Source organism: Mycolicibacterium arcueilense (assembly GCF_058536225.1).
On record NZ_JBZTYL010000007.1, the window covers coordinates 1,222,675 to 1,249,391 of the forward strand.

26 protein-coding genes and 2 tRNA genes are annotated in these 26,717 nt (G+C 66.8%); 16 read left to right on the forward strand and 12 right to left on the reverse strand.

Going from position 1 to position 26,717, the window contains the following annotated elements; all coding sequences use genetic code 11:
• Window positions 1-22 precede the first annotated feature (22 nt).
• On the forward strand, window positions 23-1,036 hold the full coding sequence (gene ilvC, locus AC4LGL_RS10145; protein WP_448492473.1) for a ketol-acid reductoisomerase: 1,014 nt from the start codon (window positions 23-25) through the stop codon (window positions 1,034-1,036).
• 72 nt (window positions 1,037-1,108) lie between these two features.
• Here ilvC and AC4LGL_RS10150 read toward each other — a convergent pair whose 3' ends face one another.
• From AC4LGL_RS10150 to AC4LGL_RS10165, 4 genes are all read right to left on the reverse strand, one after another.
• Complete coding sequence (locus AC4LGL_RS10150) at window positions 1,109-1,450, reverse strand: hypothetical protein (RefSeq protein ID WP_491838594.1); 342 nt, start codon at window positions 1,448-1,450, stop codon at window positions 1,109-1,111.
• A 64-nt stretch (window positions 1,451-1,514) separates the two neighbouring features.
• Window positions 1,515-1,784, reverse strand: a complete 270-nt coding sequence (locus AC4LGL_RS10155; RefSeq protein WP_491838595.1) for a hypothetical protein — start codon at window positions 1,782-1,784, stop codon at window positions 1,515-1,517.
• Between the two features lie 104 nt (window positions 1,785-1,888).
• Window positions 1,889-2,500, reverse strand: coding sequence for an NAD(P)H:quinone oxidoreductase (gene wrbA / locus AC4LGL_RS10160; RefSeq protein WP_491838596.1), 612 nt, complete (start codon window positions 2,498-2,500; stop codon window positions 1,889-1,891).
• Complete coding sequence (locus AC4LGL_RS10165; protein ID WP_491839319.1) at window positions 2,497-3,927, reverse strand: phytoene desaturase family protein; 1,431 nt, start codon at window positions 3,925-3,927, stop codon at window positions 2,497-2,499. Before AC4LGL_RS10165 ends, wrbA begins: the two co-directional genes overlap by 4 nt.
• A 60-nt stretch (window positions 3,928-3,987) precedes the next feature.
• Here AC4LGL_RS10165 and serA point away from each other — a divergent pair, with 60 nt between their 5' ends.
• The 4 genes from serA (at window position 3,988) to AC4LGL_RS10185 (ending at window position 7,895) form a co-directional block, all read left to right on the forward strand.
• Window positions 3,988-5,571: a phosphoglycerate dehydrogenase gene (serA, locus tag AC4LGL_RS10170; RefSeq protein WP_491838597.1), complete on the forward strand. Its 1,584-nt coding sequence runs from the start codon at window positions 3,988-3,990 to the stop codon at window positions 5,569-5,571.
• Window positions 5,568-6,578 carry a 3-isopropylmalate dehydrogenase gene (locus AC4LGL_RS10175; RefSeq protein WP_491838598.1) on the forward strand — a complete coding sequence of 337 codons (1,011 nt, stop codon included), beginning with the start codon at window positions 5,568-5,570 and terminating at the stop codon, window positions 6,576-6,578. Before serA ends, AC4LGL_RS10175 begins: the two co-directional genes overlap by 4 nt.
• A gap of 25 nt (window positions 6,579-6,603) precedes the next feature.
• Window positions 6,604-7,191, forward strand: coding sequence for a hypothetical protein (locus AC4LGL_RS10180; protein ID WP_491838599.1), 588 nt, complete (start codon window positions 6,604-6,606; stop codon window positions 7,189-7,191).
• Between the two features lie 89 nt (window positions 7,192-7,280).
• Window positions 7,281-7,895 carry a dihydrofolate reductase family protein gene (locus AC4LGL_RS10185; protein ID WP_491838600.1) on the forward strand — a complete coding sequence of 205 codons (615 nt, stop codon included), beginning with the start codon at window positions 7,281-7,283 and terminating at the stop codon, window positions 7,893-7,895.
• Between the two features lie 16 nt (window positions 7,896-7,911).
• Here the strand turns inward: AC4LGL_RS10185 and AC4LGL_RS10190 are convergent, their stop codons facing one another.
• Together AC4LGL_RS10190 and AC4LGL_RS10195 are read right to left on the reverse strand one after the other, a co-directional pair.
• Window positions 7,912-8,973 carry a hypothetical protein gene (locus AC4LGL_RS10190; RefSeq protein ID WP_491838601.1) on the reverse strand — a complete coding sequence of 354 codons (1,062 nt, stop codon included), beginning with the start codon at window positions 8,971-8,973 and terminating at the stop codon, window positions 7,912-7,914.
• A gap of 354 nt (window positions 8,974-9,327) precedes the next feature.
• The gene (locus AC4LGL_RS10195; protein ID WP_491838602.1) at window positions 9,328-10,521 is read right to left on the reverse strand and encodes an MFS transporter; all 1,194 of its coding nucleotides are present in this window, start codon (window positions 10,519-10,521) and stop codon (window positions 9,328-9,330) included.
• A 91-nt stretch (window positions 10,522-10,612) separates the two neighbouring features.
• Here AC4LGL_RS10195 and AC4LGL_RS10200 point away from each other — a divergent pair, with 91 nt between their 5' ends.
• From AC4LGL_RS10200 to AC4LGL_RS10220, 5 genes are all read left to right on the forward strand, one after another.
• Complete coding sequence (locus AC4LGL_RS10200; RefSeq protein WP_491839320.1) at window positions 10,613-11,788, forward strand: alpha/beta hydrolase family protein; 1,176 nt, start codon at window positions 10,613-10,615, stop codon at window positions 11,786-11,788.
• 60 nt (window positions 11,789-11,848) lie between these two features.
• On the forward strand, window positions 11,849-12,625 hold the full coding sequence (locus AC4LGL_RS10205; RefSeq protein WP_055112741.1) for a fumarylacetoacetate hydrolase family protein: 777 nt from the start codon (window positions 11,849-11,851) through the stop codon (window positions 12,623-12,625).
• 9 nt (window positions 12,626-12,634) lie between these two features.
• On the forward strand, window positions 12,635-14,101 hold the full coding sequence (gene gltX, locus AC4LGL_RS10210) for a glutamate--tRNA ligase (protein ID WP_491838603.1): 1,467 nt from the start codon (window positions 12,635-12,637) through the stop codon (window positions 14,099-14,101).
• Between the two features lie 139 nt (window positions 14,102-14,240).
• Window positions 14,241-14,315 (forward strand) — tRNA-Gln (locus AC4LGL_RS10215).
• 68 nt (window positions 14,316-14,383) lie between these two features.
• Window positions 14,384-14,456: transfer RNA gene (locus AC4LGL_RS10220), tRNA-Glu, on the forward strand.
• A 281-nt stretch (window positions 14,457-14,737) separates the two neighbouring features.
• On the opposite strand, the gene AC4LGL_RS10225 is transcribed toward AC4LGL_RS10220, so the two are convergent.
• Window positions 14,738-15,439 (reverse strand): IclR family transcriptional regulator, encoded by a 702-nt coding sequence (locus AC4LGL_RS10225; RefSeq protein WP_055112748.1) that lies wholly within the window; start codon window positions 15,437-15,439, stop codon window positions 14,738-14,740.
• Window positions 15,440-15,558: 119 nt separating this feature from the next.
• Here AC4LGL_RS10225 and leuC point away from each other — a divergent pair, with 119 nt between their 5' ends.
• From leuC to AC4LGL_RS10240, 3 genes are all read left to right on the forward strand, one after another.
• Complete coding sequence (gene leuC / locus AC4LGL_RS10230) at window positions 15,559-17,013, forward strand: 3-isopropylmalate dehydratase large subunit (RefSeq protein ID WP_491838604.1); 1,455 nt, start codon at window positions 15,559-15,561, stop codon at window positions 17,011-17,013.
• Window positions 17,014-17,034: 21 nt separating this feature from the next.
• Window positions 17,035-17,628 carry a 3-isopropylmalate dehydratase small subunit gene (leuD, locus tag AC4LGL_RS10235; protein ID WP_064881882.1) on the forward strand — a complete coding sequence of 198 codons (594 nt, stop codon included), beginning with the start codon at window positions 17,035-17,037 and terminating at the stop codon, window positions 17,626-17,628.
• 214 nt (window positions 17,629-17,842) lie between these two features.
• Window positions 17,843-18,493, forward strand: coding sequence for an HU family DNA-binding protein (locus AC4LGL_RS10240; RefSeq protein WP_491838605.1), 651 nt, complete (start codon window positions 17,843-17,845; stop codon window positions 18,491-18,493).
• Between the two features lie 61 nt (window positions 18,494-18,554).
• On the opposite strand, the gene mutT1 is transcribed toward AC4LGL_RS10240, so the two are convergent.
• The 3 genes from mutT1 to cofC are packed head-to-tail and all read right to left on the reverse strand — an operon-like array spanning window position 18,555 to window position 22,445.
• A complete protein-coding gene (gene mutT1, locus AC4LGL_RS10245; protein ID WP_491838606.1) occupies window positions 18,555-19,493 on the reverse strand; it encodes an 8-oxo-(d)GTP phosphatase MutT1 in 939 nt (312 codons plus the stop codon).
• 56 nt (window positions 19,494-19,549) lie between these two features.
• Window positions 19,550-21,757, reverse strand: coding sequence for an RNA degradosome polyphosphate kinase (locus AC4LGL_RS10250; RefSeq protein WP_491838607.1), 2,208 nt, complete (start codon window positions 21,755-21,757; stop codon window positions 19,550-19,552).
• A gap of 22 nt (window positions 21,758-21,779) precedes the next feature.
• Entirely contained in the window at window positions 21,780-22,445 is a 666-nt protein-coding gene (cofC, locus tag AC4LGL_RS10255) for a 2-phospho-L-lactate guanylyltransferase (protein WP_491838608.1), read from the reverse strand.
• A gap of 64 nt (window positions 22,446-22,509) precedes the next feature.
• On the opposite strand from cofC, the gene AC4LGL_RS10260 reads away from it, so the two are divergent.
• The 3 genes from AC4LGL_RS10260 to AC4LGL_RS10270 all read left to right on the forward strand — a co-directional run bounded on the left by AC4LGL_RS10260 (window position 22,510) and on the right by AC4LGL_RS10270 (window position 25,842).
• Window positions 22,510-23,508 (forward strand): NAD(P)H-dependent glycerol-3-phosphate dehydrogenase, encoded by a 999-nt coding sequence (locus tag AC4LGL_RS10260; RefSeq protein WP_491838609.1) that lies wholly within the window; start codon window positions 22,510-22,512, stop codon window positions 23,506-23,508.
• A 32-nt stretch (window positions 23,509-23,540) separates the two neighbouring features.
• Window positions 23,541-24,647 (forward strand): cystathionine gamma-lyase, encoded by a 1,107-nt coding sequence (locus AC4LGL_RS10265; protein WP_491838610.1) that lies wholly within the window; start codon window positions 23,541-23,543, stop codon window positions 24,645-24,647.
• Between the two features lie 61 nt (window positions 24,648-24,708).
• The gene (locus tag AC4LGL_RS10270) at window positions 24,709-25,842 is read left to right on the forward strand and encodes a D-alanine--D-alanine ligase family protein (protein WP_064931317.1); all 1,134 of its coding nucleotides are present in this window, start codon (window positions 24,709-24,711) and stop codon (window positions 25,840-25,842) included.
• A 2-nt stretch (window positions 25,843-25,844) separates the two neighbouring features.
• On the opposite strand, the gene AC4LGL_RS10275 is transcribed toward AC4LGL_RS10270, so the two are convergent.
• Both AC4LGL_RS10275 and AC4LGL_RS10280 read right to left on the reverse strand, forming a co-directional pair.
• Window positions 25,845-26,408 (reverse strand): DUF3515 domain-containing protein, encoded by a 564-nt coding sequence (locus AC4LGL_RS10275; RefSeq protein WP_064881849.1) that lies wholly within the window; start codon window positions 26,406-26,408, stop codon window positions 25,845-25,847.
• A 10-nt stretch (window positions 26,409-26,418) separates the two neighbouring features.
• Window positions 26,419-26,661, reverse strand: a complete 243-nt coding sequence (locus tag AC4LGL_RS10280; protein ID WP_418022543.1) for an Lrp/AsnC ligand binding domain-containing protein — start codon at window positions 26,659-26,661, stop codon at window positions 26,419-26,421.
• Between the last annotated feature and the right edge of the window lie 56 nt (window positions 26,662-26,717).

The following is a 26,717-nucleotide window of genomic DNA, read 5'->3' on the forward strand; positions in this document are numbered from 1 at the left end:
AGAAAGAGAAGGAAAATTTCGCATGGCAGTTGAGATGTTTTACGACGCCGACGCGGACCTGTCGATCATCCAGGGTCGCAAGGTCGCCGTCATCGGCTACGGCAGCCAGGGGCACGCGCATTCGCTGTCGCTGCGCGACTCGGGCGTGCAGGTCAAGGTCGGCCTGAAAGAGGGCTCGAAGTCCCGCGTCAAGGTTGAAGAGCAGGGTCTCGAGGTCGACACCCCGGCCGAGGTCGCCAAGTGGGCCGACGTGATCATGGTGCTCGCGCCTGACACCGCGCAGGCCGAGATCTTCAAGAACGACATCGAGCCCAACCTGCAGGACGGCAACGCGCTGTTTTTCGGCCACGGCCTCAACATCCACTTCGGTCTGATCAAGGCTCCGGCCAACGTCACCGTCGGCATGGTCGCTCCCAAGGGGCCCGGCCACCTGGTGCGTCGCCAGTTCGTCGACGGCAAGGGTGTGCCCTGCCTGATCGCCGTCGACCAGGATCCGAAGGGCGAGGGCCAGGCCCTGGCACTGTCGTACGCCGCCGCCATCGGTGGTGCCCGCGCCGGTGTCATCAAGACCACCTTCAAGGAAGAGACCGAGACCGACCTGTTCGGTGAGCAGGCCGTGCTCTGCGGTGGCACCGAAGAGCTGGTCAAGGCCGGCTTCGAGGTCATGGTCGAGGCGGGCTACGCCCCGGAGATGGCCTACTTCGAGGTGCTGCACGAGCTCAAGCTCATCGTCGACCTGATGTACGAGGGCGGCATCGCCCGGATGAACTACTCGGTGTCCGACACCGCGGAGTTCGGCGGCTACCTGTCGGGCCCGCGGGTCATCGACGCCGACACCAAGAAGCGCATGAAGGACATCCTGACCGACATCCAGGACGGCACCTTCGTCAAGCGCCTGGTCGCCAACGTCGAGGGCGGCAACAAGGAGCTCGAGGCGCTGCGCAAGGCCAACGCCGAGCACCCGATCGAGGTCACCGGCAAGAAGCTGCGCGACCTGATGAGCTGGGTCGACCGGCCGATCACCGAAACGGCCTAACTGCTGCGTTCACTGGCCAGTTATTGCACGCGTTTCACAAAAACGCGTGCGATAACTGGCCTTTCGGCATTTCTAGGCAATTCGGTAGCCGATCGCCGCAAGCGTGCGGGCCACATTTCTCCCTTCGGCGCTGCCGGGAAGCTTCTCGGTGCTGTCGATCTGCAGCCCTTCACCGACCACGCCGTAGAGTTCGGTCGACACCGGATCGTCGGGCTCGGCCGGCTCGATGCGGCCGTCCGGGTAGATGCACTGCGCTCGCATGGCCCACATCGTCTGCGCGGCGGCGACGACGTTGTACCCGTGTAGCGGTGGGCTCACGTGATAGAGCTCCAGGTCGCCCACTGCGAACAACTTCATGACCGGATCCAGGTGTGGGACGGATCCCACCAACCGTGCGACGCCCCCAAAGTTCACGCATCAAATCTAAGCGGCCTCGGCAGTATTGCAGTGCAGCAGTTTTCCCGCCGCGAAATCACCGTCAGTGCGGGACGGCGACCTGCGGCGGGGTGGTGATCGGCGGGGTGGCCTTCGGCGTCTCGGGAACCGTCGGTGGCGCCGTCGGCGTCTCCGTGTCACCGGCCGGTGCTTCCGGCTGACCCGTTATCGTCTCGCCGATCGTCATCTGCGGAATGGTGACGTCTTCTTCGATCTTCTGGATCGGTTTTTCCGAGCCGCACGACACCACCGCGGCCAACATGATGGCTGCGCCGCAGGCGGTCGCCACTCGCTGCACGTATCGAGTCGACACCTCGTCGCCCCCTCGAGTTGAATGCAAAGGTCTGACCAAGTCGACTGTAGAGCGCCGGCCCCGGGTGTCCGCCCTGTTGGGCGAAATCGGCCGGCCGTCGGCGGCTACGAACCCAGCCGCGCCGCCACGCTGACGACTCGCCGGGCCAGGTGATCCAGCGCGTCGTAGGTGGTGTCGTCGAACTCGCTGATGTTGTCGTGGTTGGCCAGCAGGCTCGCGCCGTACGGGTTGCCGTCGGCGAACTTGAGTGGATCGGTGTAGCCCGGCGGCACGATGATGCCGCCCCAGTGCATCAGCGTCACGTAGAGCGTCAGCAGCGTGGTCTCCTGCCCGCCGTGCGCGGTGTTGGTCGAGGTGAACCCGGCGTAGACCTTGTCGGCGAGCTTGCCCTGTGACCACAGGCCGCCGAGCGAATCGAGGAACGCGCGCAATTGCGAAGCGACAGAACCGAATCGGGTGGGGGAGCCGAAGATCACGGCGTCCGCCCAGACGATGTCGTCACCGGTGGCAGTCGGAAGATCCTTGGTGGCTCCGTAATTCGCGGTCCAGGCCGGATTGTGGGCGAAAGACTCCGGATCGGCGGTCTCGGCGACGGGCCGCAACCGCACCTCGGCGCCTGCGGCCTCGGCGGTGGCGGTGACGCGCTGGGCCATGTGCGTGCCGTGTCCGGTCGCGGAGTAGTAGATGACGGCGACCTTGGGTGCAGGAGTGGTCATGGTGCCAGCTTAGGCAGATCCCGCATACCGAACTCGCGTTTGAGCACGGTGCGGGCGGCGTAGAACCCGGCCATCCCGTGCACGCCACCACCCGGCGGAGTGGCCGACGAGCACAGGTAGGCCTTGGGGATCGGTGTGGTCCAGGGGTCGAACCGTGGAGTGGGGCCCAGCAGTGCGCTGGTCATGTTGTTGCCGCCCACACCGATATCGCCGCCGACCAGGTTGGCGTTGTGCTCGTCCATCCGGGACGCGGGCACGCTGCGGACCCCGACCACCAGATCGCGGAAGCCCGGGGCGAATCGTTCGAAGATGTCGGTGACCGCCGTGGCCATGTCCCGCGTCGAATTGTTGGGTACGTGGACATAGGTCCACAGCGGGCGGCGGCCGGCGTCATCGATGCGGGATGCGTCGGCGATGTGGGGGAGCGCGCCCAGCACCATCGGCCACTCGGCGTGACGGCCCGCGGCGATCTCGGACTCGGCCAGTGCCATCTGTGCCCGGCTGCCACCCAGGTGCAGTGTCGGCGCCTGGGCCAGACGCGGGTCACGCCAAGGGATCTCGCCGTTCAGTACGAAATCGACCTTCGCCACTCCGGGCCCGTAGCGGTAGCGGCTCAACGCCCGCGCGTAGCGAGGCGGCAGGGCCTTGCCGTAGATCGACAGCAGGGCGGTCGGTGCGGTGTCGTAGATGACCACGCCCGACGGCGGTTCAGTGACCTCGTGTCCGAGGACGAGTTCGCCGCCGTGCGCAGTGAGATCGGCGATCAGCGCGTCCGGGATGGCCTGGGATCCACCGATCGGGATCGGCCATCCGACCGCATGCCCCAGCGTCGCCAGCATCAGACCGGCCCCGCCGGAAACCAGCGACGGCATCGTCGAAATCGTGTGTGCTGCAACACCACTGAATAGCGCGCGGGCGTCTTCGCCTGCCAGGGTGCGCCACAGCGGGGTGCCTTGGGTGAGTAATCGGGGCGCGACACGGGCCGCCGCGGTCAGCGACGGTGGTAGCGACCTCTTGTCGCCGAGGATCAGGCCGACCACGTCATCGCACTCGGCAGCCAGCGGACCGAGCAGCCGTCGCCAGGAATCTCCGTGGTCCAGTTCGGAGCACGTGCGCTCGATGTCGCGGTAACCGATCGCCGCCGGGCGGTGCTGCAACGGGCTGGCGTAGGAGATCTCGGGGACCGCCAGTTGCACCCCACGGGCAGTCAGGTCGTAGGCGGCGAAGAACGGCGACGCCAACGCCAGTGGGTGCACCGCTGAACAGATGTCGTGGCTGACTCCGGGATATTCCGGGTCGGGCAGGGTGCGTGCCCCGCCGCCTGCGGTGGGTTGCGCTTCGATGACGCGTACGGCCAGTCCGGCCCGGGCACAGATGACCGCGGCGGACAGGCCGTTGGGGCCGCTGCCGACGATTGTGACGTCCACGCCCATCAGTACACCGCACGCGGTTCGGCTGTGGTAGGGCGCACACACTAGGCTGTCCGCGTGAGTCTCCCCGTTGTTTTGATTGCCGACAAGCTCGCGGAATCGACCGTCGCCGCCCTCGGCGACCAGGTAGAGGTCAGGTGGGTCGACGGTCCGGACCGCGAGAAGCTGCTCGCTGCGGTGCCGGAAGCCGACGCGCTGCTGGTGCGTTCCGCCACCACGGTGGACGCCGAGGTCATCGCCGCGGCCCCCAAACTCAAGATCGTCGCCCGCGCGGGTGTCGGCCTGGACAACGTCGACGTCGACGCCGCGACCGCCCGCGGGGTGCTCGTCGTCAACGCGCCGACCTCCAACATCCACAGTGCGGCCGAGCACGCCCTGGCCCTGCTGCTGTCCACGGCGCGGCAGATCCCCGCCGCCGACGCGACCCTGCGCGACCACACCTGGAAGCGGTCGTCGTTCTCGGGTGTCGAGATCTTCGACAAGACCGTCGGTGTCGTCGGTCTGGGCCGCATCGGTCAGCTGGTCGCCCAGCGCCTGGCCGCCTTCGGCGCCCACATCGTGGCGTACGACCCCTACGTCTCGCAGGCCCGCGCCGCCCAGCTCGGTATCGAGTTGCTGCCGCTGGAGGAGCTGCTCGGCCGTGCCGACTTCATCTCGGTGCACCTGCCGAAGACCAAGGAGACCGCCGGCCTGCTCGGCAAGGAGAACCTGGCCAAGACCAAGCCGGGCGTCATCATCGTCAACGCCGCCCGCGGTGGTCTGATCGATGAGCAGGCCCTGGCCGACGCCATCACGAGCGGCCATGTGCGTGCCGCCGGTCTGGACGTGTTCTCGACCGAACCGTGCACCGACAGCCCGCTGTTCGAGCTGCCGCAGGTCGTCGTGACCCCGCACCTGGGTGCCTCGACCGCAGAGGCGCAGGACCGGGCCGGTACCGATGTTGCCGCCAGCGTGAAGCTCGCCCTGGCCGGCGAATTCGTGCCGGACGCCGTCAACGTCGGCGGCGCCGTCGGCGAAGAGGTGGCGCCCTGGCTGGACCTGGTGCGCAAGCTCGGTCTGCTGGCCGGTGCCCTGTCCGATGCGGCCCCGGTGTCGCTCACCGTCCAGGCACGCGGCGAGCTGGCGTCCGAAGACGTCGAGATCCTGCGGCTGTCGGCGCTGCGCGGGCTGTTCTCCGCGGTGGTCGACGAGCAGGTGACGTTCGTCAACGCTCCGACGCTGGCCGCCGACCGTGGCGTGGCCTCCGAGATCAGCACCGCCACCGAGAGTCCCAACCACCGCAGCGTGGTCGACGTGCGCGTCGTGCACGCCGACGGCAGCGCGGTGAACGTCGCGGGCACCCTGTCGGGGCCGCAGCTGGTAGAGAAAATCGTCCAGATCAACGGCCGCAACTTCGACCTGCGCGCCGAGGGCTACAACCTCATCGTCCACTACAACGATCAGCCGGGCGCCCTCGGCAAGATCGGCACCCTGCTGGGTGGGGCGGACGTCAACATCCTGGCCGCGCAGCTGAGCCAGGACGTCGATGGCGACAGTGCCATCGTGATGCTGCGGCTGGACACCGACGTGCCAGAGGATGTGCGTTCGGCGCTTGCCGCTGCCGTTGACGCCACGACGCTGGAAGTGGTCGACCTGTCATGAAACTCGCTGTAATCGCCGGTGACGGCATCGGTCCGGAGGTCATCGCCGAGGCGCTGAAGGTGCTCGACGCGGTGCTGCCCGGCGTGGACCGGACTGAATACGACCTGGGCGCGCGGCGTTACCACGCGACGGGGGAGACCCTGCCCGAGGGATTCGTCGAGGAGCTCAAGGGCTATGACGCAATCCTGTTGGGCGCCATCGGCGATCCGTCGGTCCCCAGTGGTGTGCTCGAACGCGGGTTGCTGCTCAACATGCGGTTTGCGTTGGACCACCACGTGAACCTGCGGCCGTCGAAGTTGTTCGCCGGGGTTTCCAGTCCCTTGGCCGGCAACCCGGAGATCGACTTCGTGGTGGTGCGCGAGGGCACCGAAGGTCCCTACACCGGCACCGGCGGCGCGATCCGGGTGGGCACCCCGCACGAGGTTGCCACCGAGGTGTCCACCAACACCCGGTTCGGCGTGGAGCGCGTGGTGCGTTATGCGTTCGAGAAAGCCCGCGCGCGACGCAAACACCTGACTCTGGTGCACAAGAACAACGTGCTGGCGTTCGCCGGCTCGCTGTGGAAGCGCACCGTCGACGAGGTCGGTACGGAATACCCGGACGTCGAGACGGCTTACCAGCACATCGATGCCGCCACCATCCACATGGTCACCGATCCCGGCCGGTTCGACGTGATCGTCACCGACAACCTGTTCGGCGACATCATCACCGACCTGGCGGCCGCAGTTTCCGGCGGTATCGGCCTGGCCGCCTCGGGCAATATCGATGCGACGGGCACGAACCCGTCGATGTTCGAGCCGGTGCACGGCAGTGCACCCGACATCGCCGGGCAGGGGATCGCCGATCCGACGGCCGCGGTGATGAGCGTGGCACTGCTGCTGACCCACCTCGGCGAGACCGACGCGGCGGCGCGGGTCGACAAGGCCGTCAGCGAGCACCTGGCCACCCGCGGCGACGCGAAGCTCTCGACCAGCGAGGTCGGCGAGCGGATCCTGTCGCTGCTGTAGCCGGTGGTTCGGCGCTGAGTCGGCGGTGACTGCCCGCTTCGCCACCCTGACGCGGCAGTGTTGGCTGTTCGCCATCGGATCGTCGTTCTTCGCGGCCGCCACCGTGCCGGGCTTTCCGGCGCTGGCCGGTGCCGGCGTGACGAACACGCTGTGCTTCATCGGCTCGTGGTTTTTCACCACGGCCGCGGGCATCCAGCTAGTGCTCGCCGGACGCGGACTCGACTGGTGGTCGGCGGCCACACAATTCGCCGGGACCCTCCTGTTCAACCTCAGCACCGGCGTGTCGGTCTGGGCCCACGCGGTACTGGCCGAGCGCCGGTTCGTCTGGGCCCCCGATGCGACCGGCTCACTGGCCTTCCTGCTCAGCGGCGTGCTGGCAGTGCTGGCGGTCGGTGCGTGGTCGCCGAAATCCGTTGGCTGGCAGGCCGCGTGGGTAAACATGATGGGCTGTGTGGCATTCGGGGTCTCCGCGCTCGCCGCATTCGTCCGCAAGACCGGCGTGACGGTCGACGAGCGGCTCGCCAATTTCGGCACCTTCATCGGTGCGTTGTGTTTTCTGGCCGCGGCGTTGATGCTGCGTCCCCGTCGGTCGACGGCACCAACTCTGCGCTGAGGGTGCGCGTCACTCGCACTTTGGTGTCCTGGCTGCAGAGTCGATCATCGAGGCGATGAGTCTTTCGGCGCCGGTCGGTCTATATGGGCATGGGACTCATCGACATCGAACTATTCGCGACCCTGGACCTCGTCGCGCAGGCGCCCGGCGGCCCTGACGAGGACCCCGAGGGGTTCTCATTCGGCGGCTGGCAGGCGCCACTGATCGACGACGTTTCGGGCGCCCAGGTCGGCGCTGCATACGAGGGCACCGATGCCCTCCTGCTCGGGCGCCGGACGTACGACATCTTCGCCGCTTACTGGCCGCACCAGACGGACGACTTCGGCACGCTGTTCAACAGCATCCCCAAGTACGTCGCCTCCCGGGGCGAGCCTGACCTGTCGTGGGCCGGCTCCTCTCAGCTCGGCCCGGATCTGGGTGCCGCCGTGCGCGAGATCCGGGACCGGCACGAGCAGGTGAAGGTCGTCGGCAGCCTGAACCTGGTCCAGACGCTCTTGCGCGAGAAGCTCTTTGATCGCCTCGACCTGTGGGTGCACCCGATCATGCTGGGGGCGGGGAAGAAAGTATTCGACGGTGGCGCGGTGCCCACCAACGTCACACTGCTGCAACCGCCGGTCGCCAGCCCGAACGGCATCGTGCATCTGCGGTACGGACTTGCCGACGGAATCCCGGGGACAGGGGACATGAGCGCGCCGGGTCAATGAGCTCGGTCGTGCGCTGTCAGGGCTGGGCCGGTGCCACGGCGACGCTGGTGGCGTCGACATCGGCGATGTGGACGCGCTGATCGCCTTCGCGCATGAACAAGCTTGTGACGGTGGATGGTTGGTTGGGCTGCTGCTGATCGGACGGTCGGGGCACCTTCGCGATGATCGCCGCGTCCCCGTTGGGCAGGGGGTAGTCGCGGTAGGTTCCCGACGGCGCGACTTGTGTCCAATGCCCGCCGTCCAGCTCCCACACGCCGCCGTCCGGTGTGGGCTCGGACCGATTCGTCGGGCACTGCTCGGCACCCGCGGTGGCCCGCAACCTCCCGTCGGATGTCCACCACACCGCGCCGCTCTGATTGCCATAAAAGAAGGGCCTGGGGGTCGCATCGAAGGGACCCTGTGGAAACCCGGCAACTTGGTGGCCGGTGGCCGAGTCGAACACCGTGACCTGGTGCCGGTCGCAGGAGCCGGTCTTGTCGATGGCACCGGTTTCGTAGGCGAATCGGGTGCCGTCGGGGCTGAAGACCGCCGACACCCATTGCCTGGTCGGTTGGTGCACGACATCGCGGACGGTGCCGTCGGCATCGACGACGAACAGGCGATCGGCCTGGGTGAATCTGTCTGAGCCGTACTTCTTGACGATGGCCACCCGTCCATGGCCGGTTCCGATCACGTTTCCGGTGAAGTCCTGGGTTTCGGCCGGTACCGCCTGTTGCTCGGGCGTTCGTGGCGGTAATTGGACAGTGCGCAACACACTGGGCATCGGGCTCGGCCGGCTGAGGTCCAGCTGCATCAGGGTTACCTGACCGTCGGGAGCGTCCGCTGCCCGCGGGGCCTGCCAGACGATTGTGCTGCCCTGCAAGGGATACGGGGCGCCGGGTCGACTCGGCCGTTGAGAGTCGGTGCGGGACTGGGCTGGAATGGCCACCTCGTGAGTTTGACCGCTTGCCACATCTATCCACACCAGCTCGGCGTGCATATCGCCGCCGTCGTAGGGATAGCGCCCGAACTGTTCGTCGGCGTACCGCGTGAATGCGTACTTCGTATCGGTGGTGAAGCCCGGCCTGCTCAAGCTCACGAACCTGGACGCACCAACTTGTTTTTTCCAGTTGGCAATGGGATTCGAGCCTTCTGCCAGCACGAAACCCACGTCTCCCGAGTCGAACCATGGGGTGGCTCTCGGCACGGTGTAGGCGATCAGCGGGCCGTGACGCCCTGGCAGGGCGGTTGGAGACGGCGGGCTCGACGGCTGGTCGTGCACCTGACATGCGTTTGTGGCCAGCACGAGCGCCAAGAGTGCGGATACGACACGACCGGTTCTGCCCGGCCGGCTCGCCGCACCTACTCGACTGGGGATGCCCGATCTCATCAGTGCAGCGTATGTCGGCCGAGACCCCCTGCCTTACGGTTCTTTGCGCACCGGATCCCGGGCCTAATGCTCTTCGCGCGAGCGCTCATCGGCCGGAACCAACGGCACCGCCAACAACGGCAACAATGCGCACACTGCGAACGCCACGGGATATCCGGCCACACCGATCAGCGCACCGAACAACGGCGCAGAGCTGGCGGTGGCCAGATGCTGGCTGGTGTTCTGGGTACCCAGCGCGCGCCCACTCCAGAACGGGCCGGCGATCTCCGCGATTGCGGTGAACGCCAAACCGTTGTCGGACACCGTGATCACCGAGGCGATCACGATCAGGGCGACACTGATCGGGGAGCCCAGCCAGTCGGTGAGCGCCAGCAGCCCCATCGTGGCTGCCGCCGCCAACGCGATGGTGCGGATGGGTCGCAGCCGCTGTCCGATCACGTCGGACCAGCGGCCCGCGGCGATTCGGCCTGCCGCGCCGAGTAATTGGGCGAGGGTCACCAGCGTGCCCGCCGAGGCCGCAGACCAACCCCGATCGCTCATCAGCCACACCAGGGTGAAGGTCCAGACCAGGCCCTGGGGCACGACCAGTAGGACCGACACTGCGTGGATGCGCCACAACACGTTTGAGCCGCGGTACGGGTTGGCCAGGTGTTCGGCCGGTGCTTCGTGACGGGGCGGCCGTGGCGGATCCAGCACTCCCACAGCACAGATCACCGCCGACAGCACACACACGATCGCCGGAAACAGCAATGCGGTTGCCACACCGTGGGATTCGGCCAGGCGTGGGATGACCAACGCGCCCAGTCCGACACCCAGAGGCGTTGCCGTCTGGCGGATTCCCATGGCGAGCCCACGCTGGTCGGGCGGGAACCAGCCGACCACGACCCGCCCGCTCGCCGAATTGCTGCTGGCTGCGGCCATTCCGCCCAGTAGCAGGAACACACCGACGGCCACCAGGGAATGCGCGGCGGACGCTCCGAACGCCGCGGCGGCGGTCAGGGCCGAGCCCACCGTCAGCACGATCCGTTCACCGACCCGGTCGACGATGTAGCCCCAGGCGATCAGCGTGACCACCAGACCGAAGCTCGGCATCGACGACAGCAGGCCCGCCTGCGCCAGATCCAGGCCGCGCTCGGCGTGCAGGGTGGGGATGAGAAATGCCGCGCCGTTGATGAACACGTTGGCACATGTGGTCGCAGTCAACGCGATCACCAACATCGACCAACGGCGAAACGTGCTGATCGACGAAACCGGCATGTCTGCATCGTTCCACGGATGTCCCAAAATATTGAACTGATATCCCAATATATGAGAAACGTCGAGCCTGTCCTAGGCTGTGACCGTGAAGATGTGGTTTGCGGTCACCGCCCTGCTGACGTGTGGATTCCTGACAGCGCCGACGGCGGTGGCGGCGGTCGCACCGAACTGGTCGGGCCTGGATGCCCGGCACTATGAGGCACCGATTCCGGTGGCAGGCACCCTGATCGAGACGGTTCCGCTCGACCCGGCGCTGTCGGTGCCAGGGGCGGCGAGTGCCTACCGCATCTTGTATTCGACTGTCGATCAGCATGATGCGGCCGCACTTAGTACCGCTGTGGTCTTCATCCCGCACGGCCAGGCACCCGACGGCGGCTGGCCGACCATCGCGTGGGCTCACGGCACGGTGGGACTCGGTGACGATTGCGCGCCGTCGGCGCAGCCCCGCAGCGCACGGGATGCCGAATACCTGACGCACTGGCTCGACCAGGGCTACGCCATCGTCGGCTCTGACTACGCCGGCCTGGGCACCCCCGGGCTGATGAGCTATCTCAACAGCGTGGCCACCGCCCACAGCGTCGTCGACTCGGTGATCGCGATGCATCACATGGACCTGCCGTTGTCGCCGAAGTGGGCCATCGTCGGTCAGTCGCAGGGCGGCGGCGCTGCGGTCAACAGTGCGCGCTGGGCCACCGAATTCAGCCGGGGGACCGGTCTGGACTACCGCGGCGTGGTGGCGACCGGGACACCGTTCAACGTCCAGAGCATTGTCGAACAGTCCGGCCCCGATATGTTGCTGCCGCCGAATCTGGGACCCGCGGCCAACAGCTACACCGGCTACATCCTCGCCGGACTGCGCGAGGCGCGGCCCGATCTCGACATCGACAGCGTGCTCACCCCCGCCGGACTGGACGCGGTCAACAAGGCCGAGACGCTGTGCAAGCCGGACCTCGATCAGCAGCTGGCCGGCATGACACCGACGGCGTACTTCAGCGCGCCGTTGGCGACCCGGCCCGGCCTCCCGGAAGCTCTCGACGCCTACATGGGGACACCGACCAGCGGCTACGACCGGCCGATCTTCCTCGGCGTCGGGCTCCTGGACCGCGATGTTCCGCCGAACATGTCGCAGCAGCTTGCCGATCAGCTACGCGCCAACGGCCAGGACGTCACCCTCAAGGTCTATCCCGACGAGGATCACTCGGGCACCGTGCTGGCCTCCGTTCCGGACTCCACGCCTTTCCTCGCCGCGCTGTTCGACGGGCGCTGACGGAAACCGACCGGAGGCGTCAGCGCTGGTCGTAAGACACTGCGCACTACCCTGGTCAAAATGCGCTTAGGTCGAATCGCCAGTCCCGACGGCGTCGCTTTCGTCAGTGTCGAAGGCGACGGTGCAGATGCCGTCTGCAAAGAGATCGCCGAGCATCCGTTCGGCAACCCCAACTTCACCGGGCGGAGCTGGCCGCTGGCCGACGTCCGCCTGCTGGCGCCCATCCTGGCCAGCAAGGTCATCTGCATGGGCAAGAACTACGAGGCCCACGCCGAGGAGATGGGCGGTGCGGCTCCCGAGGATCCGGTGATCTTCCTCAAGCCCAACACCGCGATCATCGGCCCGAATGTGCCGATCCAGTTGCCGGCCGATGCCAACCCCGTTCACCACGAGGGCGAGCTGGCGATCGTGATCGGGCGGCCGTGCAAGGATGTCCCCGCCGCGCGCGCCGCCGAGAACATCCTCGGCTACACCATTGCCAACGACATCTCGGCACGCGACCAGCAGGCCAAGGACGGTCAGTGGATGCGCGCCAAGGGTCACGACACCTTCTGTCCGGTGGGCCCGTGGATCGTCAACGACCTCGATCCGTCCGATCTGGAGATTCGCACCGAAGTGAACGGTGTAGTGCGGCAGCGCAGCCGAACCTCGCTGATGATTCACGACATCGGCGCCATCGTTGAGTGGGTCTCGGCCGTGATGACGCTGCTACCCGGTGATCTGATCCTGACCGGAACCCCGGAGGGGGTCGGTCCGATCGAAGACGGGGACACCGTGAGCGTCACCGTCGAAGGTATCGGCACCCTTACCAATCCCGTTGTGCGTAAGCAGAAATAGAGGCAAGTGATGACATCTCCCTCTCGTCCGGTCCGGGTGAGGTTCTGTCCGTCACCGACCGGCACCCCGCACGTCGGGTTGGTGCGTACCGCGCTGTTCAACTGGGCCTACGCCCGGCACACCGGTGGAACGTTCGTCTTCCGCATCGAGGACACCGACGCCGCGCGTGACAGTGCCGAGAGCTACGCCGCGATCCTCGACGCGCTGCGCTGGCTCGGCCTGGACTGGGACGAGGGCCCGGAGGTCGGCGGCCCGTACGAGCCGTACCGGCAGTCGCAGCGCAGCGAGATCTACCGTGACGTGATCAACCGCCTGCTCGAGGCCGGCGAGGTCTACGCGGCATATTCGACGCCGGAAGAGGTCGAGGCGCGGCACGTGGCGGCCGGGCGCAATCCCAAACTCGGGTACGACAACTACGACCGGGACCTGACCGACGAGCAGCGCAAGGTATTCGTCGACGAGGGCCGCAAGCCCGTGCTGCGCCTGCGCATGCCCGACGAGGACCTCGGCTGGACCGATCTGGTGCGCGGGCCGGTGAGCTTCCCGGCGGGTTCGGTGCCCGATTTCGCGATCACCCGCGCCAACGGAGATCCGTTGTACACGTTGGTCAACCCGGTCGACGACGCGATGATGAAGATCACCCACGTGCTGCGCGGCGAGGACATCATGCCCTCGACGCCGCGTCAGATCGCGCTGTACCGGGCGCTGATGCGGATCGGCGTGGCTGAGCGGGTGCCTGAATTCGCTCATTTGCCAAGTGTTCTCGGCGAGGGCAACAAGAAGTTGTCCAAGCGGGATCCGCAGTCCAACCTGTTCCTGCACCGCGACCGCGGCTTCCTGCCGGAGGGGCTGCTGAACTACCTGGCGCTGCTGGGCTGGGGCATCGCCGACGATCACGACGTGTTCAGCCTCGAGGAGATGGTGGCCGCGTTCGACGTCGTCAACGTCAACTCCAACCCGGCGCGGTTCGACCAGAAGAAGGCCGACGCGATCAACGCCGAGCACATCCGGCTGCTGACGGTCGAGGACTTCACGGCCCGGCTGCGCGCGTACCTCGAAGCCCATGGTCACGACACAGGTTTGGACGACGCCGCATTCGCCGAAGCCGCCGCGCTGGTCCAGACCCGCATCGTCGTGCTCGGCGATGCGTGGGGCCTGCTGAAGTTCTTCGACGACGGCTCCTACGAGATCGACGAGAAGGCCGCTGCCAAGGAACTGCGCGAGGAGGCCGCACCGGTCCTGGATGCCGCTCTGAGCGCCCTGGAGGGGCTCGGGGAATGGAACACCGCCAACATCGAGGCGGCGCTCAAGGAGGCCCTTCTGGACGGTCTGGAGCTCAAGCCACGGAAGGCGTTCGGACCGATCCGCGTCGCCGTCACGGGCGCCACGATCAGCCCGCCGCTGTTCGAATCCATGGAACTGCTGGGAGCCGATCGCAGCCTGACGCGGTTGCGGTCCGCCCGGGCCCGGCTGTGAGCGCCGGGGCGACGGGGCTTGGTAAAAAGCGCCGAAAATCTTTGGTAGTCTGCTCGTCGGCCCGAAAAGCAAAACGGGGAAGCCCCCGCTGAGCCGATCGGATCGAAATTGCCTGCCACCTGCGGTGATAGGCAATTAATGGGGTATGGTGTAATTGGCAACACAGCGGTTTCTGGTACCGCCATTCTAGGTTCGAGTCCTGGTACCCCAGCCATCCGGAGCGGTTCAGCCGGATTAGGCGAGCACCACTGCCTGAGCTATGCTGACCATCCGGAAGTTCTAGCCCCCGTCGTCTAGCGGCCTAGGACGCCGCCCTCTCACGGCGGTAGCGTGGGTTCGAATCCCATCGGGGGTACAGAAGTAAAAGCGCCCAGTTCCCAGGAACTGGGCGCTTTTGCGTTGTGTGGGTTCGCCCGCCCGGTTTGCGCTGCCTCCCGCCTTGCGCTGCCTCCCGCCAGCTTTGTCACGCCAGAGTGGCTCTGGGTGTCGAAGGTCACTCTGGTGTGACGCTCGGTGAGACTTGGTGGCGTCGGCGGCGGTGGGCCGCCTGGTCTGTTACGCCAGAGTGGCGCTGACGCTCGACGGCCACTCTGGCGTGACAAACCGGGCTACTGAGATTCGCCTCACAGATTCGCCTCACAGTCGCCGGGTCAGGGCGTCGGCCGCGGCGAGGAGATCGGCTGCCCAACGGGCCCCCGGCCGGCGGCCCATGCGGTCGATCGGTCCGGACACCGACACTGCCGCGATCACGGCGCCGCGCCCGTCACGCACCGGCGCCGAGACACTGGCCACTCCTGGCTCGCGTTCGGCGGCACTCTGGGCCCAGCCGCGCTTGCGGACCTCGGCCAGCGCGCGATCGGTGAACTTCGCTGCCGGAAGCACGGCCTGCTGGGTGGCCGGGTCGGCGTAGGCCAGTAGCACTTTGGCTCCAGAGCCCGCGGTCATCGGGAGGTGGGTGCCCACCGGCACGGTGTCGCGAAGTCCGGCCGGGGGCTCCAACGCCACCACGCAGACCCGTGATTGGCCCTCGCGCCGGTACAGCTGGACGCTCTCGCCGGTGATCTCGCGTAGGCGGGGCAGTACCGCGGCCCCCGCGGCCAGCAGCGGATCGTTGACGTGGGAGGCCAATTCGGTCAGGGCCGGGCCGAGACGCCAGCGGCCGTCGCCGTCGCGGGCCAGCAGCCGGTGGGTTTCGAGTCCCGCGGCCAGCCGGTGCGCGGTCGCTCGGGGGAGGCCGGTCCGCTCGCAGAGTTCGGCCAGCCCGCAAGGTGACTCGGCCACGGTGTGCAGCACACCCACCGCTTTGTCGAGAACGCCGATGCCGCTATCATTTCTCACAGAGAGATACTAGCGTCTCGCATTGTGAGATGACAGGCGAGATGACGACAGTACCGCCCAGCCCTGGCGGACTCTTGATGCAAGCCCGCATTTGCCGTTAATCGAATCGAGAAGTAGCGATGGACCAATCGACACAGACATCCGTGAAGCCGCGCACCCTGGCCGAAAAGGTTTGGGAAGACCACGTCGTGGCGCGCGGTGAGGGAGAGGGCGCGGCCCGCGAGCCCGACCTGATCTACATCGACCTGCATCTCGTGCACGAGGTCACCAGCCCGCAGGCGTTCGACGGTCTGCGCATGGCGGGCCGGCCGGTGCGACGGCCCGACCTGACGATCGCCACCGAGGACCACAACGTGCCCACGGTCGACATCGACAAGCCGATCGCAGACCCGGTCTCGCGTACGCAGGTCGAGACATTGCGGCGCAACTGCGAGGAATTCGGCATCCGGCTGCACCCGATGGGTGACGTCGAGCAGGGCATCGTGCACATCATCGGACCGCAGCTCGGACTGACGCAGCCGGGTATGACGGTGGTGTGTGGAGACAGCCACACCTCGACCCATGGCGCATTCGGTGCCATCGCAATGGGTATCGGCACATCCGAGGTCGAGCATGTGATGGCCACGCAGACACTGCCGCTCAAGCCGTTCAAGACCATGGCGGTCAATGTCGACGGCGTGCTGCCGCCCGGGGTGAGCGCCAAGGACATCATCCTGGCCGTCATCGCCAAGATCGGTACCGGCGGCGGCCAGGGCCACGTCATCGAATACCGGGGCAGTGCCATCGAGGCGCTGTCCATGGAAGGCCGGATGACGATCTGCAACATGAGCATCGAGGCCGGGGCGCGGGCCGGGATGGTGGCTCCCGACGAGACCACCTATGAGTTCCTCAAGGGCCGTCCGAACGCTCCCAAGGGAGCGGACTGGGACGCCGCCATTGCCGCGTGGAGCCAGTTGCGCACTGACGAGGGTGCCGAATTCGACACCGAGGTCTACCTGGATGCCGCCGCGTTGAGCCCGTTCGTGACGTGGGGCACCAACCCGGGGCAGGGGGTCCCGCTGTCCGCGTCGGTCCCGGATCCTGAGTTGATGGGCGACGACGGCGAGCGTCAGTCGGCGGAGAAGGCTTTGGCCTACATGGATCTGCGGCCCGGGATGGCCATGCGTGACATCGCCGTGGACACCGTCTTCGTCGGGTCCTGCACCAATGGTCGCATCGAGGACCTCCGAGTGGTTGCCGACGTGCTGCGCGATCGTAAGGTGGCCGACGGGGTGCGGATGCTGGTCGTGCCGGGCTCGATGCGGGTGCGCGCCCAGGCCGAATCGGAAGGTCTCGACCAGATATTCACCGCCGCAGGCGCCGAATGGCGGCAGGCCGGCTGCTCGATGTGTCTGGGCATGAACCCCGATCAACTGTCCCCGGGGCAGCGCTGCGCCTCCACATCCAACCGGAATTTCGAAGGCCGACAGGGCAAGGGCGGCCGTACCCACCTGGTGTCACCGGCTGTCGCGGCTGCCACCGCCGTGCGCGGAAAACTCGCCTCGCCTGCCGATCTGCCCGCCGCGACCCGCTAAAAAGCCAGAAGGAGAAGCGTGATGGACGCTTTCAGTACCCACACCGGAATCGGCGTCCCGCTGCGGCGGTCCAATGTCGACACCGACCAGATCATCCCCGCGGTCTATTTGAAGCGGGTTACCCGAACAGGTTTCGAGGACGGATTGTTCGCCGCCTGGCGCACGGATCCGTCGTTCATTCTGAATCTCCCGCCATTCGACAAAGGCTCCGTGTTGGTCGCCGGACCCGATTTCGGCACCGGATCTTCTCGCGAACACGCCGTCTGGGCACTCATGGACTATGGCTTCCGGGTGGTTATCTCATCCCGATTCGCCGATATTTTCCGCGGCAACGCCGGCAAGGCCGGGCTATTGGCCGCCGAGGTCGCCCAAGACGATGTCGAGCTGTTATGGAAGCTCATCGAGCAGAATCCCGGCCTGGAAATCACTGTGAATCTTCAAGATCGAAATATCGTCGCCGGAACGGTTGTGTTGCCGTTCAGAATTGACGACTACACGGCCTGGCGGCTGCTCGAAGGGCTCGACGATATAGGCCTTACGCTGCGGAAACTGTCTTCGATCGAGGATTACGAGAAGCGCAGGCCGAGCTGGAAGCCGCGTACTCTGCCGGCCTGATCTAGGCCTCCAGAGGGCGCTTCAGCGCCCGAATTCGCCGCCTGCCAAACCGGTTCTGGACCCATCCCGGCGGAGTCCAAGTGGGGCAAGCGGATTGCCGGATTGTTCGCTAGCTACGCCTGAAATTGCGCGTGGCTCTTGGAAATCAGTGGTCACAGGGTTTACCGTGTCCTCTAGTCGGTCCAAAGAGGACCACTGGTTTCGGAGGTTTTGGATGAACAAAGCGGAGCTCATCGACGTACTCACAACCAAACTGGGCACCGATCGTCGGCAGGCTACCGCCGCGGTCGAGAACGTCGTGGACACCATCGTCCGCGCGGTGCACAAGGGTGACAGCGTCACGATCACCGGCTTCGGTGTTTTCGAGCAGCGCCGTCGCGCTGCCCGGGTGGCCCGTAACCCGCGCACCGGCGAGACCGTGAAGGTCAAGCCCACTTCGGTGCCGGCTTTCCGGCCGGGTGCACAGTTCAAGGCGGTTGTCGCTGGGGCGCAGCGTCTCCCGGCTGACGGCCCCGCCGTCAAGCGTGGCGTCACCGCAGGCCCTGCCAAGCGCACTGCCGCCAAGAAGACCGCCGCCAAGAAGGCCCCGGCGAAGAAGGCCGCGACCAAGGCTCCTGCCAAGAAGGCCGCGACCAAGGCGCCCGCCAAGAAGGCCGCAGTCAAGAAGGCACCGGCCAAGAAGGCGGCTGTCAAGAAGGCCCCGGCCAAGAAGGCCGCGACCAAGGCGCCCGCCAAGAAGGCGGCTGTCAAGAAGGCCCCGGCCAAGAAGGCCGCGACCAAGGCTCCTGCCAAGAAGGCCGCGACCAAGGCGCCCGCCAAGAAGGCCGCAGTCAAGAAGGCACCGGCCAAGAAGGGCCGCAAGTAATTACGGTAAAGGCACGTCGTGAGCCTTAGATGAGCTCACGACGTGCCTTTCCTGTGTGGGTCTACTGCGGCTTGGACAACGGACTGCACATATGGTCGGCGGCCAGTAGTCGACCGTCCGCGATCGACAACACCCACGCACTGCCCTTGCGATTCCCAGTCGTGGCGGGTCGTACGCGGTCCCGGTCACACCACCAGGAGATCAACCCGGGGATCACCTTGCCTTGTGAGCAGATGACCGGTGTACCTGCGCGCGCGGCGATATCGAGCAATCGATGGCGAGCGGCCTTGTGATCGTCGGCGTAGGCCTCTTCGGTCAGTGCCGGCTCATTGTGGATGTCCACCCCGAGTTCCTGCCCCAGAGGTTCCAAGGTCTGATGGCAGCGCAACCGATCGGCCGCGTAAAGCGTTGTGGCACCGAATGCCAGTAGGTGGGCGACCATTGCCTCGGCCTGCGCCCGGCCCTTCTTGTCCAGCGGTCGACATCGGTCGTCGCCTTTGAAGCGAGACCGCCGCCCGGCAGATCCATGCCGCACCACAATCACAGTCTTCGTGTCCGGTGGGTGTTTTTCGAAGCGGCGCAACACTTTTCGATCATGGGGATAGACAACCTGATCCATGGCCGCATGCACCGGCAGCCAGATGAGTTTGTCCACCTCGTCGTTGGGGGTGAAGTCGCCACCCGTCGCACGGGCCGCCCAGTACCAGACCCGTTTGGTCCCCTGCGGAATCTCGTACGAGATCGAACCGAGCCGGCGGCCGAGCTGTGCGGTGTACCCGGTCTCCTCGTGAACCTCACGTACCGCGGCGACGGGTTCGGTCTCGCCGAGCTCGACCTTGCCCTTGGGAAGGGACCAATCGTCGTATCGCGGACGATGGATCACGGCTACCTCGGTGACGGCCGCGCCTGCGGCGTCCTGGCCGCCGCGCCACAACACGGCGCCCGCCGCGGGCACCAGCTTGGTGCCCGGTTTGGCCGCCTTCGTGCTGTCGTCGGACACCTCAACTCCTGCAGGTCATTCACCGGTCCGGGCAATGGGCCCGGGCCGTGTGGGGATCAGGGGTGCCGGTGACGTTCCATCAGCGACACCTGGTGGTCGCGGACTGTCTGCCCTTCCTGGGGCAGCGCAGTCCAGTGGCCGTCGTGTCGTAACTCCCAGCACCGGGTGGCCGGATCCATCGCGGACTCGAACACCTCGTTGAGTTGTGCGGTCAGCCTGGGGTCCTTGACCTGAGCCATCACTTCGACACGGCGGTCGAGATTACGATGCATCATGTCGGCACTGCCGATCCAGAACTCGTTGATGGCGCGGAAGTGAATAATTCGCGAGTGCTCCAGGAAGCGGCCCAGGATCGAACGCACCGTGATGTTGTCGGAATAGCCGGCCACGCCGGGGCGTAGCGCGCAGATGCCCCGCACGACGATCTCGACCGGAATCCCGGCCTGCGACGCCCGGTACAGCGCATCGATCACCTGCTCGTCGACCAGGGCGTTGGCCTTCAACCGGATTCCGGTCGTCGCTCCCTCGTGATGAGCGGCGATTTCGCGGTCGATGCGTTCGATGATGCCCTTACGCACGCCACGCGGAGCCACCAGCAGATTGCGGTAGGCGTCCTTGCGTGAATAGCCGGTCAGCGAATTGAACAGATCGGTGAGATCGGCGCCGATGTCGGGATCGGCGCTCAGCAAGCCGACGTCCTCGTACAGTCGCGCGGTTTTCGGGTTGTAGTTGCCGGTGCCGATGTGGCAGTAGCGCCGGATCGTCGACCCCTCGCGCCGCACCACAAGGCAGGTCTTGCAATGGGTCTTGAGTCCGATCAACCCGTAGACCACGTGTACGCCGGCCTGCTCAAGCGCTCTGGCCCACTTGATGTTGGCCTGTTCGTCGAAGCGGGCCTTGATCTCGACGAGCGCCACCACCTGCTTGCCGGCCTCGGCCGCGTCGATCAGGGCGTTGACGATCGGTGAGTCACCGGAGGTGCGGTAGAGGGTCTGCTTGATGGCCAGCACGTTGGGGTCGGCGGCGGCCTGCTCGATGAAGCGCTGCACCGTGGTGGAGAACGAGTCATACGGGTGATGTACCAGTACATCCCCGTCGCGCAGCGTCGAGAAAATGCTCTTCGGTGTCTCGCGTTCGCCGAAAGCCGGTGGGGTGGCAGGCACGAACGGCCGGTCCTTGAGTGCGGGCCGGTCCACGTCGTAGATCTGCCACAGCGCCGAGAGATCCAGCAGCCCGGGCACCTCGATCACGTCGCCGGGGGCCACATCGAGTTCCCGCAACAGTAATTCGAGCATGCTCTCGGTCATGTCGTCGGAGACTTCCAACCGGACCGGCGACCCGAACCGTCGTCGAGCCAGTTCGCGTTCCAGTGCCTGCAGCAGATCCTCGTCGCGATCCTCTTCGACCTCGAAGTCGGCATTGCGGGTGATCCGGAACGCGTGGTGCTCGACGATCTCCAGGCCGGGGAACAGGACCGGCAGGAACGCCGCGATGAGCTCTTCCATCGGCAGGAACCGCACCACTGTCGATCCATCGGCCGGTGCGGCCAATTCCACGAAGCGACCGACGTTGTCAGGCACCTTGATCCTGGCGAAGTGTTGTCCGCCGTCGTCGGGGTGCTTGACGGTGATGGCCAGGTTCAGGCTGAGCCCGCTCACGAACGGGAACGGGTGGGCCGGGTCCACCGCCAACGGGGTGAGGACCGGGAACACCTGTTCGTGGAAGTACGTGGAGAGCTTTGCGCGTTCGTACTCGTCGAGCTGGGCCCAGTTGACGATGACGATGCCCTCTTCGGCCAGCGCCGGGCGGACCGAGCTGAGAAACACCTTGGCGTGCCGGTTGGCGATCTGCTGGGTGCGTTCGTTGATGCGACGCAACTGTTCGCGCGGGGACAGGCCGTCGGCCGAGCGCACCGAAAGTCCCATCTCGTCGCGGCGTTTGAGGCCGGCCACCCGGACCATGTAGAACTCGTCGAGATTGGACGCGAAGATTGCCAGGAACTTCGCCCGCTCGAGCAGTGGGAGCGAGGTGTCGGCCGCCAGGGCCAGGACCCGGGCGTTGAAGTCCAGCCAGCTCAGCTCGCGGTTGAGGTAGCGGTCCTCGGGCAGCGCGTCGTCCACTGCAGGTGAGGTGGCCGCCGGTGGGGCTTCGGGTGTCGCCGACTCGTCGGACTGCCCCGATACGGCTGCCGCGGTGTCCCGGTGAGAGTTGTTCGACCGGGTACCTGGCTCGGCTTCGGTGGCTTCGCTCATCTGTCCGATCATTCCCTATCGCGCGGGTCCCCGGCTACCTAACGGCATGCCTGCCGAGGGTGCGTGCTGTGGCGGTGCCCACGCCGAGTCGGCGTGCCGCCTGCAAATCATCGGGAGTGTCGATGTCGCAGCGTAAACCGGGCCAGGCGCCGGTCAGTTCGATCGCGCCGGAGTGACGATGGCGCGCAGCCGAATCGGATCCGAAGTGCGGAGCCAGGGGAGTGCCGAACGCGAACAGCGCCGAGGTTCCGGTGCCGTGCCGATCGCCGACGAAACTGCGTTGATAACCGCGAGCCAGAGACAGCGCCTCGGCCAGCTCCTGAGGCTGCAGCGCGGGTAGATCCCCTTGGAGGACAACGATATTCGGTGCCGAAGAGCGGAGCTCGGCCTCAGCGGCGGCGATGGCGTTGTTGAGTGGGTCACGATGACCGGGCGGTGTCGGGTCCATCAGTACCCCGGCGCCGAGTTTCCGCGCTTCCTCCGCCGCCGTCTCGTCGGGGGTGACCACGGTGACCGGGGCGACGGTCGACGCGGCATTGATGGTGTCGACGAGCATCGCCAGCACGACGGCCTCGCGGGTGGCCGCGGAGAAGATGGGTGCCAGCCGGGTTTTGGCGGCCGACAGCCGTTTCACCGCGATCACGAGGGTGACGTCAGCGGCCTGTGTTGCCGCGGCGTTGCCGCTCCGGGAGCCGCTCATGGGTTCATCCTGCCAGCCCGGCCGGTGACGGCGCGTGGCGCTGCCGCCGGGATAGGGTGAACGGGTGGTAGAGGCTGCGGTGATGGGTGCCGGTGCGTGGGGGACGGCGCTGGCCAAGGTGCTGGCGGATGCGGGAAATCCGGTGACGATGTGGGCCCGTCGGCCCGAGGTCGCCGAGGAGATCAACACCGAGCATCGCAACAGTCGGTATCTCGGCGATGTCGTGCTGCCGTCGACGATCCGGGCCACCTCGGATCCCGCCGAGGCGCTGGCGGGTGCCTGCACGGTGCTGCTCGGTGTGCCTGCCCAGCAGCTCCGGGCGAACCTGGAGGGGTGGAAGCACCTCATCGGCGACGATGTGACCCTGGTGAGCCTGGCCAAGGGAATTGAGCTCGGCTCGCTCATGCGGATGAGTCAGGTCATCGTGCAGGTGACCGGTGCCGATCCGTCCCGGGTCGCCGTCGTGACCGGGCCGAATCTCGCCAGCGAGATCGCCGACGAACAGCCCGCGGCCACCGTCGTGGCCTGCAGCGATTCGGGACGTGCCGTCGCGCTGCAACGCGCCCTGGCCACCGGATACTTCCGGCCGTACACCAACGCCGACGTGGTCGGTGCCGAAGTCGGCGGGGCCTGCAAGAACGTCATCGCACTGGCCTGCGGAATGGCGGTCGGCGTCGGGCTGGGGGAGAACACCGTGGCCGCGATCATCACCCGCGGCCTGGCCGAGGTCATGCGGCTGGGCATCGCGCTGGGTGCCACCCCCGCCACGCTGGCCGGGTTGGCCGGTGTCGGAGACCTCGTCGCCACCTGTACCTCCCGGCATTCGCGTAACCGCACGTTCGGCGAGCGGCTCGGCAAGGGCGGCACGATGGAATCGGCGATGATCGCGGGAGGCGGCCATGTGGCCGAGGGAGTGGCCTCGTGTGAATCGGTGCTGGCGCTGGCCTCCAGTTACGGTGTCGAGATGCCGTTGACCGACGCCGTTTATCGGGTGTGTCACAAGGGATTGTCTGTTCACGAGGCAGTCGCGGGACTACTGGGTCGCAGCACCAAACCGGAGTGACCGGCCTCCGGGTGCGAGGAGGAAAAACAGGTATGGACGGCTTGTACGGGGATTCCACCCGGAGCGTCAAAGCTGTTGGTCTGGAATCGGTTCCAGGTCAGCCGGTGGCGCCGATCCCGGTGCCTGCGTCGACGTTCCACCTTTCGCCCGACGAAACCGAGCCGCTGGACAGCTACGGCCGCAGCTCCAATCCGTCATGGCGGCAGCTGGAAGCGGCGCTGGCCGAACTGGAGGGCGCCGGAGCTGCACTGACGTTCGGGTCGGGCATGGCCGCGATCACCTCGGCGCTGCGGGTGCTGGCCAAACCGGGAACCACGCTCGTGGTCCCCGCCGACGGCTACTATCAGGTCCGTCGTTATGCAGTGGAATACCTTGCACCGCAAGGAATTACAGTGATCGAGGCAACCGTCGCCGACATCTGTGAGGCGGCCGCGCAAGCCGACGTGGTGCTTGCCGAGACGCCGGCAAACCCGGGGCTCGACGTCGTCGATCTGCACCGGTTGGCGATCACCTGCCGCAGTCGTGGCGCCACCCTCGTCGTCGACAACACCACCGCCACACCGCTGGGTCAACAACCGCTTTCGCTGGGCGCCGACCTGGTCGTGGCCAGCGCCACCAAATCACTGTCAGGGCACAGCGACCTGGTGGCCGGCTACGTGGCCGGCAGCCAGCCCGAGCTGATGGCCGCGGTGGAGCGCGACCGGCTGCTGGCCGGGCCGATCCTGGGCGCGTTCGAGGCATGGTTGGTGCTGCGCAGCCTCGGCAGTGCCGGACTGCGCTTCGAACGGCAGTGCCAGAACGCCGCAGCCCTGGCGATGATGCTGCGCAGCCATCCGGCGGTGCGCTCGGTGCGTTATCCGGGGTTGCCCGAAGATCCGGCACACGAGCTGGCGGCCACCCAGATGAGGCGCTTCGGCGGATTGGTGTCGATCGAATTGGCCGATGCCGCCGCCGTGCACGCCCTGGTAGAGCGCAGCGCGCTGCTCATCGCCTCGACCAGCTTCGGCGGGATCCATACCTCGGTCGACCGCAGGGCACGTTGGGGCGACCCCGTGCCCGCCGGTTTCGCCCGCATCTCGGCCGGGATCGAGGACACCGACGACCTGCTCGCCGATGTCGAGCAGGCGCTGCGGCGGTGAAGGCCCAGGTCGGGATGCGCCGGAAGGCAGGCCTGGCCCGGGACGGTAGCCTCTCTAGGTTGTGACAGCCCGCAACCAGACCGGATCCCGCACCCGCGTCGCCGTCGTCTACGGCGGGCGTAGCTCTGAGCACGCGATTTCCTGCGTATCGGCAGGCAGCATCCTGCGCAACCTCGACCCGGAGCGGTTCGAGGTCGTCGCCGTCGGGATCACCCCCGACGGTTCGTGGATGTTGACCGACGGAAGCCCCGAGACCCTCGCGATCACCGACGGCCGGCTTCCCGAGGTGACCGAGACGTCCGGTACCGAGCTCGCGCTGCCTGCCGCCCCGAACCGCAGTGGCCAGCTGCTGGCGCTGAGCAACGGTCCCGGTGAGCTGCTGGCCGCCGTCGACGTGGTCTTCCCGGTGCTGCACGGCCCGTACGGCGAGGACGGCACGATCCAGGGACTGTTGGAGTTGGCCGGAATTCCCTACGTGGGCTCCGGTGTGCTGTCCAGCGCAGCCGGCATGGACAAGGAGTTCACGAAGAAGCTGCTCGTCGCCGAGGGGCTGCCGATCGGCGACTTCGTGGTGCTGCGTCCCCGCCCCGACGGTTCAGTTCCGACGCTCGACCTGGAGGACCGCGAGCGCCTCGGCCTGCCGGTGTTCGTCAAGCCTTCCCGGGGCGGCTCCTCGATCGGCGTCAGCCGGGTCTCGGCGTGGGACGAGCTGCCCGCGGCGATCGAACTCGCGCGCCGTCACGACCCCAAGGTCATCGTCGAGGCCGCGATTCCGGGCCGCGAACTGGAATGCGGTGTACTCGAATTCCCCGACGGCAGCATCGAGGCCAGCACCGTGGGCGAGATCCGGGTGGCCGGCGTGCGCGGACGAGAGGACGGCTTCTACGACTTCGCCACCAAATACCTCGTCGACGCAGCCGAATTGGATGTACCGGCCAAGGTCGACGACGACATCTCCGACGAGGTCCGCCGGTTGGCGGTGCGTGCCTTCACCGCGATCGACTGCCAGGGGTTGGCCCGCGTCGACTTCTTCCTGACGGATGACGGCCCGGTGATCAACGAGATCAACACGATGCCGGGGTTCACCACCATCTCGATGTTCCCGCGGATGTGGGCGGCCAGCGGCGTCGACTACCCGACATTGCTGACCGCGATGGTCGAGACCGCGCTGGCACGCGGGACCGGCCTGCGCTGACCTCAGCGCGCCGGAGCCGGTGCCGGCTCCTGCGCGGACATGGTGCGGGCGATCTGACCTGAGATCTGCTGAATGGGTGTCGGCCCCGACCCGGCGGGCAGCGTCAGTGCGACATACACCGGGCGGTCGACCGCGTACCAGGTGCTGCGGCCCTGATCATCGGTGGCCGGCCCCGATTCGCCCACCCGGAACCACTGGATCTCGTCGACCACCTGCAGGGGCGTGCCGACGACGAAATCGGTGGGGCGCTCCAGCCCACAGCGCAGGACGACCGGCTCGGTATCGGGCTCGGCACGCCAGGCCGCGGTGCCCGGCGGGGTGGGGTCCACTGTCGGGGCACGACGAAAATCGCCGAGCTGCTGGGGTAGTGCGTTCAGGAGGTCGTGGCACTGCTGGCTGTCGGCCTGCGGTGCCGGTATCGACGGAATGGCGACGGGTTGCTGCTCGGGTGAGCGCTGCCGGGACGCCGCGATACCGAGGACGGTGATCAGCACCGAGACCGCAACGACGACCGCTGCGATCAGCAGGGTGCGGGGCGGTCCGTCGGCGGCGGGCGAGTCGGTCACACCACCAACTCTATGGCCGGCCGGTGTTGGCGATCGGGCAGGTCAGGGTCCGGGTGATTCCGGGTACCTGCTGCACCGCAGGCACCACGTCGGACTGCAGCGCGGCCAAGGTGTCGGCGCTGAGCCGCAAGACCACGTCATAGGGCCCGGTCACGTATTCCGCGGAGACCACACCCGGCAGTCCGGCGAGCTGTTTGGCGACGACTTCGGCACGGCCCACCTCGGTCTGGATCAGCACGTAAGCCTCCACCACCGGCTGTCTCCTTGATCTCGCTGCATAAACTGCTGGCCGCAGGCACCAAACGTACC

Coding starts and splice junctions, on each gene's coding strand:
- ilvC (WP_448492473.1), top strand. CDS start 23: ATGGCAGTTGAGATGTTTTACGACGCCGACGCGGACCTGTCGATCATC.
- wrbA (WP_491838596.1), bottom strand. CDS start 2,500: ATGACCACTCCTGCACCCAAGGTCGCCGTCATCTACTACTCCGCGACC.
- AC4LGL_RS10175 (WP_491838598.1), top strand. CDS start 5,568: ATGAAACTCGCTGTAATCGCCGGTGACGGCATCGGTCCGGAGGTCATC.
- AC4LGL_RS10185 (WP_491838600.1), top strand. CDS start 7,281: ATGGGACTCATCGACATCGAACTATTCGCGACCCTGGACCTCGTCGCG.
- AC4LGL_RS10195 (WP_491838602.1), bottom strand. CDS start 10,521: ATGCCGGTTTCGTCGATCAGCACGTTTCGCCGTTGGTCGATGTTGGTG.
- AC4LGL_RS10200 (WP_491839320.1), top strand. CDS start 10,613: ATGTGGTTTGCGGTCACCGCCCTGCTGACGTGTGGATTCCTGACAGCG.
- AC4LGL_RS10205 (WP_055112741.1), top strand. CDS start 11,849: ATGCGCTTAGGTCGAATCGCCAGTCCCGACGGCGTCGCTTTCGTCAGT.
- gltX (WP_491838603.1), top strand. CDS start 12,635: ATGACATCTCCCTCTCGTCCGGTCCGGGTGAGGTTCTGTCCGTCACCG.
- leuC (WP_491838604.1), top strand. CDS start 15,559: ATGGACCAATCGACACAGACATCCGTGAAGCCGCGCACCCTGGCCGAA.
- leuD (WP_064881882.1), top strand. CDS start 17,035: ATGGACGCTTTCAGTACCCACACCGGAATCGGCGTCCCGCTGCGGCGG.
- AC4LGL_RS10240 (WP_491838605.1), top strand. CDS start 17,843: ATGAACAAAGCGGAGCTCATCGACGTACTCACAACCAAACTGGGCACC.
- AC4LGL_RS10250 (WP_491838607.1), bottom strand. CDS start 21,757: ATGATCGGACAGATGAGCGAAGCCACCGAAGCCGAGCCAGGTACCCGG.
- cofC (WP_491838608.1), bottom strand. CDS start 22,445: ATGAGCGGCTCCCGGAGCGGCAACGCCGCGGCAACACAGGCCGCTGAC.
- AC4LGL_RS10265 (WP_491838610.1), top strand. CDS start 23,541: ATGGACGGCTTGTACGGGGATTCCACCCGGAGCGTCAAAGCTGTTGGT.